This window comes from Microcoleus sp. B6-A1, from assembly GCF_036705085.1.
In the GTDB taxonomy this organism is placed as follows: domain Bacteria; phylum Cyanobacteriota; class Cyanobacteriia; order Cyanobacteriales; family Microcoleaceae; genus Microcoleus.
Genome location: NZ_JAUBTU010000022.1, coordinates 42,899 through 56,973, shown reverse-complemented (window position 1 = coordinate 56,973; position 14,075 = coordinate 42,899). Strand labels below are relative to the sequence as shown.

11 protein-coding genes and 1 tRNA gene are annotated in these 14,075 nt (G+C 46.8%); 5 read left to right on the top strand and 7 right to left on the bottom strand.

Annotation, left to right across the window (positions count from 1 at the left end; genetic code table 11):
• Positions 1–54: 54 nt before the first annotated feature.
• Positions 55–1,692 (top strand): acetolactate synthase large subunit, encoded by a 1,638-nt coding sequence (locus tag QUB11_RS10510; RefSeq protein ID WP_333200086.1) that lies wholly within the window; start codon positions 55–57, stop codon positions 1,690–1,692.
• 230 nt (positions 1,693–1,922) lie between these two features.
• Here QUB11_RS10510 and QUB11_RS10505 read toward each other — a convergent pair whose 3' ends face one another.
• Together QUB11_RS10505 and QUB11_RS10500 are read right to left on the bottom strand one after the other, a co-directional pair.
• Complete coding sequence (locus QUB11_RS10505) at positions 1,923–2,147, bottom strand: DUF4926 domain-containing protein (protein WP_333053374.1); 225 nt, start codon at positions 2,145–2,147, stop codon at positions 1,923–1,925.
• Between the two features lie 8 nt (positions 2,148–2,155).
• Positions 2,156–2,491: a DUF6883 domain-containing protein gene (locus QUB11_RS10500; RefSeq protein ID WP_333200085.1), complete on the bottom strand. Its 336-nt coding sequence runs from the start codon at positions 2,489–2,491 to the stop codon at positions 2,156–2,158.
• 509 nt (positions 2,492–3,000) lie between these two features.
• Here QUB11_RS10500 and QUB11_RS10495 point away from each other — a divergent pair.
• Both QUB11_RS10495 and QUB11_RS10490 read left to right on the top strand, forming a co-directional pair.
• Positions 3,001–3,240 carry a DUF2283 domain-containing protein gene (locus QUB11_RS10495; protein ID WP_333200083.1) on the top strand — a complete coding sequence of 80 codons (240 nt, stop codon included), beginning with the start codon at positions 3,001–3,003 and terminating at the stop codon, positions 3,238–3,240.
• 68 nt (positions 3,241–3,308) lie between these two features.
• Positions 3,309–3,935 carry a type II toxin-antitoxin system antitoxin SocA domain-containing protein gene (locus tag QUB11_RS10490; protein WP_333200081.1) on the top strand — a complete coding sequence of 209 codons (627 nt, stop codon included), beginning with the start codon at positions 3,309–3,311 and terminating at the stop codon, positions 3,933–3,935.
• Positions 3,936–4,032: 97 nt separating this feature from the next.
• Here the strand turns inward: QUB11_RS10490 and QUB11_RS10485 are convergent, their stop codons facing one another.
• The 5 genes from QUB11_RS10485 to murA all read right to left on the bottom strand — a co-directional run bounded on the left by QUB11_RS10485 (position 4,033) and on the right by murA (position 8,105).
• Positions 4,033–4,374: a hypothetical protein gene (locus tag QUB11_RS10485; RefSeq protein WP_333200079.1), complete on the bottom strand. Its 342-nt coding sequence runs from the start codon at positions 4,372–4,374 to the stop codon at positions 4,033–4,035.
• A gap of 95 nt (positions 4,375–4,469) precedes the next feature.
• Positions 4,470–5,345, bottom strand: coding sequence for a DMT family transporter (locus QUB11_RS10480; RefSeq protein ID WP_333200077.1), 876 nt, complete (start codon positions 5,343–5,345; stop codon positions 4,470–4,472).
• A gap of 246 nt (positions 5,346–5,591) precedes the next feature.
• A tRNA-Leu gene (locus tag QUB11_RS10475) sits at positions 5,592–5,673 on the bottom strand.
• Positions 5,652–6,521 carry a M48 family metallopeptidase gene (locus QUB11_RS10470; protein WP_333200075.1) on the bottom strand — a complete coding sequence of 290 codons (870 nt, stop codon included), beginning with the start codon at positions 6,519–6,521 and terminating at the stop codon, positions 5,652–5,654. Before QUB11_RS10470 ends, QUB11_RS10475 begins: the two co-directional genes overlap by 22 nt.
• 165 nt (positions 6,522–6,686) lie before the next feature.
• Positions 6,687–8,105 (bottom strand): UDP-N-acetylglucosamine 1-carboxyvinyltransferase, encoded by a 1,419-nt coding sequence (gene murA / locus QUB11_RS10465; RefSeq protein WP_333200073.1) that lies wholly within the window; start codon positions 8,103–8,105, stop codon positions 6,687–6,689.
• Between the two features lie 365 nt (positions 8,106–8,470).
• On the opposite strand from murA, the gene smc reads away from it, so the two are divergent.
• Entirely contained in the window at positions 8,471–12,475 is a 4,005-nt protein-coding gene (gene smc, locus QUB11_RS10460) for a chromosome segregation protein SMC (protein WP_333200071.1), read from the top strand.
• 452 nt (positions 12,476–12,927) lie between these two features.
• Positions 12,928–13,953: a PRC-barrel domain-containing protein gene (locus QUB11_RS10455; RefSeq protein WP_333200069.1), complete on the top strand. Its 1,026-nt coding sequence runs from the start codon at positions 12,928–12,930 to the stop codon at positions 13,951–13,953.
• The last annotated feature ends 122 nt before the right edge of the window (positions 13,954–14,075 follow it).

The window sequence follows — 14,075 nt, the reverse complement described above, 5'->3', positions numbered from 1 at the left end:
ATCGGTTGAAAAAGAAAGACCCAAAACCCCCATTAACCGAGGAGAAAAACGGAAATGAACACAGCTCAACTATTGGTAAAATGTTTAGAAAATGAAGGCGTCGAATACGTCTTCGGACTTCCTGGAGAAGAAAATTTAGAAGTTCTAGAAGCCCTGAGAAACTCTTCAATTAAATTTATTACTACTCGCCACGAACAAGGCGCCGCTTTCATGGCAGACGTTTACGGTCGTCTCACCGGCAAAGCCGGCGTTTGCTTGTCCACCTTGGGCCCTGGCGCAACTAACTTAATGACAGGAGTTGCTGACGCCAACTTAGACGGCGCTCCTTTAATAGCAATTACCGGACAAGTCGGCACAGACAGAATGCACATAGAATCGCACCAATATTTAGATTTGGTCGCCATGTTTGCGCCAGTTACTAAGTGGAATGCTCAAATTGTTCGCCCCAGCACGACGGCAGAAATTGTCCGCAAAGCATTTAAAGTAGCTCAAAGTGAAAAGCCGGGAGCAGTTCACATTGACTTACCTGAAAACATCGCAGCCATGCCTGCTGAAGGACAGCCACTCACCAAAGACAACCGCGAAAAAACTTTTGGCGCTTACCAAAGCTTGAATAAAGCCGCTGTGGCAATTTCCAAGGCAAAAAGTCCTCTGCTTTTAGTAGGAAACGGCGCGATCCGCGCTAACGCCAGCGATGCTTTGACCCAATTTGCTACTCGATTGAATATTCCTGTAGCTAATACTTTCATGGGCAAAGGTGTAATTCCTTACACTCATCCTTTGGCGCTTTGGACGACGGGCTTGCAAAAACGCGATTACATTAGCTGTGCTTTTGAAGAAACGGATTTAGTGATTGCTGTTGGCTACGATTTGATTGAATATTCCCCGAAGAAGTGGAATCCTGAAGGAAAAATTCCGATTATTCATATTGGAGCTCTGCCAGCAGAAATTGACAGCAGTTATATTCCTCTTATAGAAGTTGTGGGGGATATTTCTGATTCTCTCAATGAAATTTTGCAGCGTGCCGATCGCATGGAGAAAGTAGACCCTTTTGCTAAGCAATTGCGGGCGGATATTCGCGCTGGGTACGAACAATATGCAGCCGACGACGGTTTCCCGATCAAGCCACAAAAACTCATTTACGATTTGCGGCAAGTCCTGGGCCCGGAAGATATTCTTATATCTGATGTGGGAGCTCACAAAATGTGGATCGCGCGGCACTATCATTGCGATCGCCCGAATACCTGTTTGATTTCCAACGGCTTTGCGGCGATGGGAATTGCGATTCCGGGTGCGGTAGCTGCAAAACTCGTTTATCCCGATCGCAAAGTAATAGCAGCCACCGGCGACGGCGGTTTTATGATGAATTGCCAAGAGTTAGAAACTGCTTTGCGAGTCGGTACTAATTTTGTGACGCTGATATTTAATGACGGCGGTTACGGGTTAATTGAATGGAAGCAGCAAGATTATTTTGGTCATTCCGATTTCGTAAAATTTGGCAATCCTGATTTTGTGAAATTTGCGGAAAGTATGGGTTTAAAAGGCTATCGAGTGGAATCTGCAACGGATTTTATTCCGATTCTGAAAGAAGCCCTTGCTCAAGATGTCCCTTGCGTGATTGACTGTCCGGTAGACTATCGGGAAAATGCGCGTTTCAGTCAATTATCTGGGGATATGAGTTGCAATTTGTAAGAGTAGCTAGAGCCCCGACTTATTAAAGAAGTCGGGGCTCTAATAATGGACATTATTCGAGATAGAGTTTTGTAGCTTGTTTAAGATTGGCGATCGCTTATTCTATGGTTTCGCCTTGGTCAACTGTGCCGACTTCGGGACATTCGGCAATGTATCTATCTTCTTGTTTGTAAATGATGCCTGTGAAGCTGTGAGTGTTCATAATGTTTTTGCTTCCATTTAGATAACGCTCAAGCTAGCATCCGGGCGTGAGCAATTTCTCTATCACCTATGAGACGGACTTGGGAGCTAAAGAGTGAAATAATAGCTAATGTTTTCCCCGTCAAGGTAACAAATTCTACTTCATATCCTACCCCACCTTGATGTACTAAAACAACTGTGCCAATATCGCCTTGGCTTAATTTTTTTTCGGGGATATCAATTGTTAAAACAATGCTGTCAAGTTCTTGAATCATTTTATTTTTTATTTTGGTGGATAGGCACTTACTAGCCTGGGAGTGTCGCCTCCGGTTTCAATAAACCAAACAGAACGCACAAAGGGTTTTCTGCCATCTGCTGCTAGCATTTCTCCTTCAATAACGTACCGACTGCCAAAAGGAGATTCTTCAATTTTAGCTAATTCATGGTCGGCGGCATGACGCAGCAAGGCAGTTGCCATGATTTCCCAAGCATCAACTGAAAAACCAAACCGTAAAAAAAATTTTGCTTTGCTTTTCCCGTCGCGGTGGGTGAGTGAGAGCAGATATTCGGTAATTTTCTTTTCAGGAACGACTGCTCTTTCATAATTGGGCAGTTTCAAGCACTCTCTCCAAAGCTTACTCTTGTATATTAACCAGAGTTGAGGCGATCGGTCAAGCAGGGGCGATTCCCTACAGGATACCTGCGCCGCGCGTGCTTTTTGACAAGTTGGGTTGGGATGGGCGATCGCTAAACTTGTCAGGTAATTATGGTAATCTAAAAGTTAGGTAATTAGGACTGGCAAGAATGGAGGAATGTGACAACACAATTTTTCTGTCCATATCTCGATAGCGAGGTTGAACTCACTGAAGAGCGAGAACTACATATTGTTGATACACATCCCGATTTGCTACCATCTTATCAGGAAAGAATTGCTAAAACTCTAGCTGACCCAGATGAGGTTCGATGTGATTTACGTTTCGGCAATACTTTTCTATTTTCATAGCAGTATGGTAAGGGTCGCAAGGGTAGGTATGTTGTAGTAGCTGTTGTGAATGATACAGTTCCGAGAGAGCGCTATTGGATCGTGACAGCTTACTTAACAAAAAATGTTACCCAAGGAGAGATAATATGGCAGAAAAACTAACTTTTAAATACGATGCTATTGGGGATATTTTGTACGTGAATAAATGTTCGCCTTATGCAGAGCAAGAATCGCAAGAACTAGAATATGGAATTGTGGCTCGTCTCAATCCTGACACGGAGGAAATTGAAAATCTGGAAGTTATGTTTTTCTCCAAGCGGTTGCGAGAGAGTAATGTATTTGAATTGCCGATTGTGGGTGAGTTGCACTTGAGTTATAATGCTTAGAAAAGACTGCATTACGTCATTATTTCCACTGTTTGCTAGAATTATTTAAGTCAGCTCTAAGGACGGCTATGACTCAAGCTATCTCAACAAAAAATGAATATCAAATAACTGCGAGTTCTCCAGTTTGGGAAAGAGTTGAGCAAATTGCCGCACAATTTAACTTGTCAGTTTCTGAACTATTGGAACAGATAGGCGAAGGTCAACTCAAAGTTGTGGCGGTTCCAGGTAATTCAGTAAAAGTGAGTGAGCAAGATATTGCCAATGCTTTTATTTGGTTAGCCGCCCAAACTAATGTAGCAATCAACGCCTACAAGCTACAAAAACTAATGTATTATGCTCAAGCTTGGTATTTAGGAGTTTACGGCAAGCCACTATTTGATGCAGATTTTGAAGCAGGGATTCACGGGCCGGTTATTCCTGATTTATTAGAAAAGTATCAACGACAATTTAGTTGGGAAGCAATTACAGAGAAAATCGAACAACCGAAACTTCCCCAAAAAATCGGGGAATTTATCGAGGAAGTTGCTGATGCTTATTTTGAGTATGATGATGCAACTTTGGAACGAATGATTTGCAGTGAAAAACCTTGGCAGGAAGCGAGAGGAGATTTGCCGAGAGACGAATCTTGTCATGGGATTATTTCTCACGAATCGATGAAGAAATATTATTCGGGCCGTTTCTTCTCTAAAGAATAAGCTCCGAGGCATTTAAATTGCACGACCGAATACAATTAAACTTTTGTGGGGTGGGCATCCTGCCCGCCCTAAAGATATAAGTTAAATGCACAACAGCTTATAAGGACGATTCCCTACGGCATAGCTGCGCTTCACGCACTTTGTGACAAGTTGGTATGTGAGGGCGCTCTTTTTCAGATTCAAGTATTCGGTTAGCTGCTGCCTTCGTGATGGACTGGATAATCCCGTCAAAATCTTTACGGATTTCTGCAAATTGTTTTACCCAAGTATTAGAAGCATAAATCACTTCTTCTTGATTCTGGCGAGAGGCTGCAATTTGCTTCTCAATCTCTCCGTAGAGTTTTGTTTCCACTTGTCGGAGTTGTGATATCAAATCCGGTAGCATCGGAATTAATATTACCCATTGCTTTCGAGACGGCGCCGTGCCTATTAGTGTCAACAGTTAACACTCAACCATTCAGTTTTTCGACCCGCCCGTCAACAGTCAACAGTCAACAATCATTCCGGTGGCACCGGAATTGATATCAAATCTAATCACTTCAAACCCAATAATAAGGCGATTCCGCCGATCGCACCAACTACCCCCAAAACAGCCCGAATGCTCACTTTTTCGCCCGCCAGCACGGCTAAAGGCAGGATAAATAGGGGACTGGTAGAACAGAGTGCTTGAGCTATTCCTGCGGGTGCATATTTCAGCGCAGTCTGTTGCAGGAAAATTCCGAGATATGTTCCTAAAAAAGCTGCTAGAATTATTGCACCTAATAGTTTTGGCGCTTTTAATTGTTTGAAACTGTTAAGGTTTTTTTGGTTCAAAAAGCATAGCATAACTGCCATGCCACCGCTCAAACGCAAGGCCGCCGTCCACAGGGGATCAATATCTATTTGAGTGAAGGCGGCGCGGGATAAAATAGCTCCGATGGCATGGGATGTTTGTCCTAATAAACTAATGGCTAATCCTTGCCAAAGATGTTTTGATGGTAAGGTGGTTTCGGCTGTTCGTTCTGCAATTACCCACGCTACGCCGCAGATTGTTAAAAGAATGCCTGTACAAGCAATAGCAGATAACTTTTCTTGCAAAAATATTAAGCCCAATAAAGCTGTTAAAGGAGGAGATAGGGTTTCTAAAAGCAGCGTTCGCCTCGCGCCTAAATATTTTAATACGATAAAGAAAGCGGTGTCTCCGATGCCAATTCCTAGACCACCACTAATCAGCAGCATTGCTAAAATATTAGGGTTGATTGCGGGTAAAGATTTTCCTAAAATTATTACAGTGGCAAGGAGCATGAAAAGGGCGATCGCACCTTTGAGCAAGTTTAGCACGACTGCGGGGAGTTGCTGTCCCACTCGCTGCCAGATGGTGGAAGATAGGGCCCAGACAAGTGCAGCGCCTAAAGCGGCAATTTCACCCATAAAATCTGTTGACTGTTGACTGTTGACTGTTGACTGTTGACTGACTAAGGACTAATGACTAAGGACTAATGACTAAGGACTAATGACTAAGGACTAATGACTAAGGACTAATGACTGTTGTTACCGATGCCCGATTACCGATTCCCCATGCCCTGTTTGGCCGATTCCCGATGCCCGATGCCCAATATAAATTAGGGTTCCAGACTTATCATCTGGAACCCTAGATTTATTAAGCTTTTTTAGCAGTGGGCGGGGAGAGAATCGAACTCTCATACCTTTCGGTGTCAGATTTTGAGTCTGATGCGTCTACCAATTTCGCCACCCGCCCTTTTTCGTTTCACCATCATAACACACCGATCGATTTCCTGCAAGCAAAGATTCATAATCTTTTGAACTTGCCCAACGATCGATCTCTCTGGCGCGCAATACTGGTACAGGATGGGACAACTGAGCCGTCTGAGCTTGTTTGAGCATATCTCCGAGTTGAGTGCTGCTGAGGTCGTCGTAGGCCCGCGCCTGCGCCAAAAACGCATCTACATTCAGTTTGGGAGCTAAAGTCGGCGAACCTCCGGCCAGTTTCATCAACAGTGATGCTACCACTTTTGGGTCTTGGGTGGCGAGCAAGGCGGCGCGATCGCACGTAAATTCCGCACACCGCAACCATTCCAACATTTGCGCCTGCAAACCCTGCGCGAGCACGGCTCCCACAGGCGAAATTTGGCCGGCGGCCAACACAATTAAATTAGCCAGAGTCAGGTAAACTCCGTGTTCGCACTTCAAATGCCCCAACTCGTGAGCAATTACTGCCTTAACTTCCTCATCTGTGAGCAAATCAATCAGAGAAGTGTGCATCACCACAAAAGGCTGTTTTCCCCGCATCGCAAAGGTGTAAGCATTCGGCATCGGATGCTGGCGGACATAAAGCTGCGGCGGTTCCAAATCCAGAGTTTTGCAGGCATCCAACAACAATTGATGCAGGTGGGGCAATTGATTTTCCCCGACTTGGACGCTGGAAGCCAGATTTTCCAGCATGAAAAACTGTTCGCCCAGTTGTCCCAGCAACTGCCGCACCATCAAATCCAGGCCGGGCAGTTGTTTGAGAGTGCTGGTAGCTTCCAAGTCTAGCGGGTGGCGAAACTGGTCTGCTTTCAAACCGATGAGCGGTATGTTCGACATTTTAATCCTGAATCATTAGTCAATAGTCATTTGTCATTAGTCATTGGTCATTGGAAAGTGGGAATTGGCAATTGGGAAGCGGGAATTGAAAAAGGTTGAATTATTTTTCTTTCTTCTTCCTTCTTCCTAATGACTAATGACTGCTGACTAATGACTCATGACTAATTAACAGTTTAAACCCGATCGCACGGGATTGACAGGAGCCTCAGCAGTCGCCGGGTCTGTACCCTCTTTGACCCGTCGCAACTTAGCTCCCAATTTTTGCAGTTTCACCTCTAACTGCTCATAGCCGCGGTCTAAGTGCTGCAAGCTACTGATGGTGGTGACACCATCGGCTGCAAGTCCCGCTAACACTAACGCCGCCGAAGCCCGCAAATCTGTTGCCACTACCGGCGCACCCGACAGCCGCGACACTCCGCGCACAATCGCTACATTGCCTTTCAGGCGAATGTCGGCGCCCATGCGGTTGAGTTCTGCTACGTGGCGCAAGCGATTCTCAAACACGGTTTCTTTGATCAAGCTGTCTCCTTCGCTCAGCGTCAGCAAAGCCATAAACTGAGCTTGCATATCTGTGGGGAAACCAGGGTAAGGCAGAGTTTCGATGTCTGTGGCCGAGTGAGTTTTGCCGGGAACTATCCGCAAAATGTCGGGGGATTCTGCAATAATTTTCGCCCCAATAGTCTTCAATTTGGCAATGACTGCGGTCAGGTGGTCGGGAATTACTGGCGACAAACTGATTTCCGAGTGAGTGATGGCTCCGGCTACTAAAAATGTTCCGGCTTCAATGCGATCGGGAATAATTGAATAGTCTACCGCGTGCAGCTTGGGAACTCCCGAAATGACGATCGTATTCGTGCCAGCGCCTTGAATTTTTGCTCCCATAGCGCGGCAGAAATTCGCCAAATCTGCGACTTCCGGCTCTTGAGCCGCATTTTCAATCACGGTTTCTCCTTCCGCCAGAGTCGCCGCCATCATCAAAGTTTCAGTTGCGCCGACGCTGGGGTAGTCCAAATAAATTTTGGCTCCTTTCAGGCGGCGGTTCGGCCCTTTGACGTAAGCGTGAACCGTGCCGTGGTCGATGTGGACTTCGGCACCGAGGGCTTGCAAACCGCGAACGTGGAGTTCAACGGGTCGGGCACCGATGGCGCACCCACCGGGCAAGGGCACTTTGGCAAATCCCAAACGCGCTAGCAGCGGGCCGATGATGAAGAAGCTCGCCCGCAGTTGGCTGACTAATTCGTAGGGGGCTTGAGCGTCTATGAGGTTGCTGGCGTTGATGTCTAAAACGTCCCCGTTCTGCTGTAAGTTGACTCCTACAGCCGAGAGAATTTGCCCCATGCGGGCGACATCGACTAGACCGGGAACGTTGCGGAGACGGCAATCTTCTGGACATAGCAGGGCTCCTGCCATGACGACTAACGCGGAGTTTTTGGCGCCGCTGATTTTGATATGTCCTTTAAGGGGCTGGCGACCCCAAATTTGCAATACTTGTTGGTCGCTTTCAGGTGAAGCTGGCAGGTTAGACGAGTTCTGAGCTGGTGTAATGGGTTTGCCCTCCATAATTCGCTTCGTTACTTTATACATTATTAATTTTGGTTCGATTTTACCGGAAAGTTTTTATATGTCTAGGGGGAACATGAGGAATTCCCACAATTATATTTGCTGGAATTCACTAGGGGCAAGGCTTTCAGGTTTAATTGCACAAATAATTTCGATCGAGTCTCATGGAGTTATCTGTATCAAAATTTACGTTCATTTGTAGCGGTAGCTCTGGTCGCAGATGTTGTACTTTTGTCAACTATCTTTTGAAGTAAAAGCTGACTTTGTTGTTGACAAAGGTGTAAGATATCGGTTTGCTCGACAATGCCCGAAAGTTAACACATTGTCGATCGCCCCATTGCCTGTGCTACCCTGTGACAACAACCTAGAGCCAAAGCTACTCCTAGCATATGGTTCACATTAAACGGATCGAACTGACTAACTTTAAATCTTTTGGTGGCACGACGGCCATTCCCGTGCTGCCCGGTTTTACTGTGGTTTCCGGGCCCAACGGTTCTGGGAAGTCCAATATCCTCGACGCTTTGCTGTTTTGTCTCGGACTTTCGAGTTCTAAGGGAATGCGGGCTGAACGTTTGCCGGATTTGGTGAACAGCGCCCAAAACAAACGCGGTACGATCGAAGCTAGCGTGACTGCGACTTTTGCCCTGGAAGATGTGGGAGAGGAATGGTTCGCGCGGGATGAAGATGAGGAGGAAAATGCAGCAGATGAGTTATCTGTGGAAGCAGAGGAAGTCGAAGCGATAGAAACTGCCGAAACTCAAGACAACAACGGACAATCATCTGCCAATCGAAAATCCAAAATCGAAAATCGAAAATCGGAAGAGTTATCTGTTGAAGCAGAGGAAGTCGAAGGGATAGAAACTGCCGAAACTCAAGACAACAACGGACAATCATCTTCTGTCAATCAAGAATCGCCTCTCTCTGTTGCAGAAGCCGAAGGGATAGAAATTACCGAAACTCCAGACAACAACGGCCAATCACCTGCTGTCAATCGAAAATCCAAAATCCAAAATCCAAAATCGGATGAGTTGTCTGTTGAAGACGTAGAAGAAATAGAAATAGCAGCAACTCAAGACAACCACGGACAACTACTCGCTACCAATCGAAAATCGAAAATCGAAAATCGAAAATCGGATGAGTGGAGTGTGACGCGCAAACTTCGGGTAACTCGCCAAGGTACTTACACTTCAACTTATTACATTAACGGTCAACCTTGCACGCTGACTCAACTTCACGAACAACTCAACCGCTTGCGAATTTATCCCGAAGGCTATAACGTCGTGCTGCAAGGAGACGTTACCAGCATTATTTCGATGAATTCTAAGGAACGCAGAGAAATCATTGACGAATTAGCTGGTGTGGCTCAGTTCGATCGCAAAATTTCTTTAGCTAGGCAGAAGTTGGATGAAGTTAAGGAGGTGGAAGAACGCAGCCGGATTGTTGAAAAAGAGCTGATGTCTCAGCGCGATAGACTTGCTTCAGATCGCACAAAAGCGGAAAAATATCAAAAATTGCGGGCGGAATTTCAAGAAAAGTCGCAATGGGAAATTGTGCTGAAATTCCGCCAATTGCAGCAGCAAGAATGGAAGCTGCGAGAACAAATCGAAACGGGCGATCGCACTTCTGCATCTCTCACCGAACAACTGCAAGCAATTAGCACCCAAATTCAAGCAGCAACCGCCGAACTTGACGCGCTGAATGCCCGTGTTAAAGCTTTGGGAGAGTCGGAATTGTTGGCTTTACAAGCGACGATTGCCACTCAGGAAGCGGAAAGGCGGCAACTGCAAAACCGCAAACAGGATTTGGAAAAAACTGCTGGGCAAATGGCTGCTAATATAGCACAAACCGAGGAAGAAGTTCGGCAATTCCGGCAAAGTTTGGAGCAAATTGAGATAGAAATATCTTATGTTAAGTCTCAAACAGGAACTTTGCAGGAACAGCGGGACGCAGCCCAGCAAAGTTTAGATGAAAATCGGGAAGTTGCAAATGCGATCGCCTCGACGGCCGAAGTTTGGGTACAGCAGCAAACGGAACTGCACCGCCAAATCGAAACAATTCAACAAACTTTGGAACCGCAGCGTACAGAACAAGCTACTATCGGCGAAAGAGCCGATCGCCTGCAAAGTCAAATTCAAGAACAAAACCAATCGCTGCAAGTATTGGAACAGGAAATTGCAGCGAAAAAAGAGCAGCAATCTCGCCTTGTGGAAACCAAAGGCGTTGCATCTTTGCAAGTAGAATCGCTAAATCAGATTTTATTCGAAGCCGAACAAGAATTGCAACTGCAACAGGAAACTCAAACTCGTTTGTTGGAAGAACAGCGGGAAAGACAGCGCAAATTAGACAAACTAGAAGTGCAGTTTCAAGCACTGCAAGAAGCGACGGGAACGTTTACTGCAAAAATTGTCGCCCAAAGCGGAATTGGCGGAGTTTGTGGCTTGGTGGCGCAACTGGGCAGGGTGGAACCGCGCTATCAGTTGGCGCTGGAAATTGCGGCGGGCGGGCGCATGGGAAATATGGTGGTGGAAGATGACAGCGTGGCTGCTGCTGCGATCGAATTGTTGAAACAAAAACGGGCGGGAAGGATGACGTTTTTGCCTCTGAATAAGATTAGAGGCGGCAGGTATTCGGTGAATGAAAATTTGCGGCGCGCGGCTGGGTTTGTGGATGCGGCTGTTAATTTGATTGATTGCGATTCGCGGTATCAGGAAATTTTTGCTTACGTTTTTGGCAGTACGGTTGTGTTTAGCAACCTCAGTGATGCCCGCCGCTATTTGGGACAGTACCGGATTGTCACTTTGGACGGGGAAATTTTGGAAACTAGCGGGGCGATGACTGGGGGAAGTTCTACTAATAGATCTACTTTGCATTTTGGCACGGTTGAGGCTAGTGAGGCTGCTAGTGAAGCGCGGACGATCGCGTCTTTGCAAGAAAGGTTGGAGGAAATTGAGCGGATTTTGGAACGGTGCAAAATTGCGATCGATCGCGCTTCTGTTGCAGTCAAAACTCGCAGCCAAGAATTGATGGAAGCGAAACAAAATTTACGCGAACATCAGTTGCGCTTGGAACAGTTGGATTCAGAAATTAAGAATTTGCAAGCGCAACAGGAACAAGTGCGATCGCAAATTGCGAAAAATACACAGGAATTAACTAATTCGCGATCGAGATTGCAGTCGCTGGAACGAGAATTGCCCGCACAGGAAACTCAATTGCAGCAGTACCGCCAAACTTTGGCGCAGTTGGAAGAGTCGAACAGCCACAGCGAATGGCAGCAAATGCAATCGAGTTTGCGCGCTCTAGAAGCGCAGCTCCAAGAGCGAGAATTGGCTCTGAGAACCGTCCAGCAGCGCCTTGTAGACTTGGAAAATCAATTCGGGCGTTTGGAAGAGAAAATTAAGGAAGGCAGCGAGAAATTGCAGGAATGGCAAGTGCAGCAAAACGCGGGGGCGGATGCGCTCGATCGCATTGTTTCGCAGCAGTTAGAACTCGATGGACAAATTGCCACAGCTAAGGCGGCTTTGGGGGAAATTGAGGAAAAATTGGGCGTGCAGAAGGGAGAGCGCGATCGGGCGGAATCTCAACTGCGAGAACAGCATTTAGCCAAACAGCAGTTACAATGGCAGTTGCAAAAACTCCACGAAACCCAGCAAGAACGCCGGGAACAATTGGCTGCCATCCGCACTCTATTGGAAACGCAGCGGGCGGAAATGCCCGACCCCGTGCCGTCGATTCCTGAAAATGTCGAGAAAGCCAATTTGACGGAATTGCAGCAGGAAGTAAAGGCGATCGCCAAACGCATTCAAGCTTTAGAACCAGTCAATATGCTAGCCTTGGAAGAGTACAACCGCACTCAAGAACGCCTTCAAGAATTAAGTCAAAAATTGACGACATTGGAAGGAGAACGCACTGAACTGCTGTTGAGAATCGAAAATTTTACCACACTCAGGCGGCGCGCTTTTAAAGAAGCTTTCGACGCGGTTAACGAGAACTTCCAGACTATCTTTGCGGAACTTTCCGAAGGCGATGGCTATCTCCAGCTAGATGACCAGGAAGACCCCTTCAGCAGTGGCTTGAATTTGGTGGCTCACCCGAAGGGCAAACCCGTACAGAGGCTGGCTTCCATGTCTGGAGGCGAAAAATCATTGACGGCGCTGAGTTTTATTTTTGCGCTGCAACGCTACCGCCCGTCTACGTTCTACGCTTTTGATGAAGTGGATATGTTTCTGGATGGGGCAAATGTGGAGCGATTAGCTAGAATGATAAAACGACAGTCTGAACAAGCCCAGTTTATTGTTGTGAGTTTGCGGCGACCTATGATTCAATCGGCTGAGCGTACAATTGGTGTTACTCAAGCACGGGGAGCTTATACTCAAGTCATAGGACTGAAGTTGTAGTCCCGGAGTGTCGGTTGATGATCGTGTTGAGTGATATATGTACTTATTGACACTCCTCGACCTGAAGGTACGAGGATTCTTGGCTCACCGAGACCACTTAAACTAGATTCCTTGAAGTCTCTAGCCCAGAGGTGGGACTCTCCCCAAGAGTTAATTCGGGTATGCCCTACCCTATTTGCTTTTAGGCAAGTCCTGTTTCAGTTTGAAGCAAATTCGCTTCAAATGCTGTTTGTCTAGCTCCTCTGAATCTTTTACCTACTGCGAGGTGGAGTCTAGAAAAATGCAGTAGAACCGCTTAGATTCAATTTTCAAGGTTCAGCGCTTTGTCTTTTGACAGCTAGGTTTTTAGAGTGGTTGATTACCTTTCCACTACTACAAGCATACAGCAAAGCCGTGCTAGAAGCACGGGGGTTTTAGGCCCATTTTTATGATAAATCAGGACTAAACTTAGAATGACATCAGAACAAATTTGCCAACGCTCAGATATTCTCGGCACTCAAGTCATCACCCGCGACAGAGGTAAACGCTTGGGTGTAGTCAGTCAATTGTGGGTGGACATTGACCGGCGGGAAGTTGTGGCGATCGGTCTGCGAGATAATATATTTGCGGTCGCTGGAATGCCGAGGTTTATGTTCCTCAGCAATGTCAGCGAAATCGGCGACGTGCTGTTGGTGGAAGATGAGAGCGCGATCGAAGATGATGTTGATGTTGAAGTCTACAGCATTTTGATTAACAGCGAAGTTATTACCGAAACTGGCGAACTTTTAGGTAGGGTACGGGGCTTTAGGTTCGACCCCGAAGACGGTAAGTTAGTTTCTATAATTATCGCTTCCCTGGGAATCCCCCAAATCCCCGACCAAGTTCTCAGCACTTACGAGTTGGGGATTGAAGAAATTGTCAGCAGCGGCCCGAATCGCTTGATTGTGTTTGAAGGTTCCGAGGAAAGGCTCAGGCAGCTTAGTGTGGGTTTGCTGGAGCGCGTTGGTTTGGGCCAAGCACCTTGGGAACGAGAAGAGGACGAGGCAGGTTATTATCCGAAACCCGTGGCTACGGGAAATCAATTGGGCCCTGGCGTGCGGATACCTGCACCGGAAATGCGGAGCCGGGTAGCTGCGCCTGCGGTGGAGGAAGTTCCTTGGGATGAGGATTTAGAGTGGAATCGGTCTGCGGTTCGCCAGCCGCCGATGCGCGCGGTGCAGGTACAGCAGCAGCCAATCGACGATTACGAGGATTACGAAGAGGATAATTGGGGCGGCGAGGAGGACGATTACGAGGAGGAAGAGTACGAGGAAAAGCCGCAGTACACTCGCCCTGAGATTTCTCGCCCGAAGCAGCCGGTGGTGCAGTACGAGTACGAGGATGATGTGGAGGCTGATGCTTGGGCTGACGATGAGGCACCGAAGCCTTACCAGGCTCCTCGGGTGAATATCCCTGAGAAGACTAAGACTCCTGAGTACGAGGAGGAGCCTGGTTATTAGGAATTAATCAATTAGCTCAAACCAATATTTTGCACTCTTCTTAAGAACGGGCAACATGCCCGTTCCACAATCAAGTTTATTTTTTGTGGAACGGGCTTCTAGCCCGTTGCTGATATTGGTGC

Bases quoted from the DNA above. Each gene is read 5' to 3' on its own strand.
- QUB11_RS10510 (WP_333200086.1), top strand. From the start codon at position 55: ATGAACACAGCTCAACTATTGGTAAAATGTTTAGAAAATGAAGGCGTC.
- smc (WP_333200071.1), top strand. From the start codon at position 8,471: ATGGTTCACATTAAACGGATCGAACTGACTAACTTTAAATCTTTTGGT.
- QUB11_RS10505 (WP_333053374.1), bottom strand. From the start codon at position 2,147: ATGATTCAAGAACTTGACAGCATTGTTTTAACAATTGATATCCCCGAA.
- QUB11_RS10495 (WP_333200083.1), top strand. From the start codon at position 3,001: ATGGCAGAAAAACTAACTTTTAAATACGATGCTATTGGGGATATTTTG.
- QUB11_RS10470 (WP_333200075.1), bottom strand. From the start codon at position 6,521: ATGTCGAACATACCGCTCATCGGTTTGAAAGCAGACCAGTTTCGCCAC.
- QUB11_RS10455 (WP_333200069.1), top strand. From the start codon at position 12,928: ATGACATCAGAACAAATTTGCCAACGCTCAGATATTCTCGGCACTCAA.
- murA (WP_333200073.1), bottom strand. From the start codon at position 8,105: ATGTATAAAGTAACGAAGCGAATTATGGAGGGCAAACCCATTACACCA.
- QUB11_RS10480 (WP_333200077.1), bottom strand. From the start codon at position 5,345: ATGGGTGAAATTGCCGCTTTAGGCGCTGCACTTGTCTGGGCCCTATCT.
- QUB11_RS10490 (WP_333200081.1), top strand. From the start codon at position 3,309: ATGACTCAAGCTATCTCAACAAAAAATGAATATCAAATAACTGCGAGT.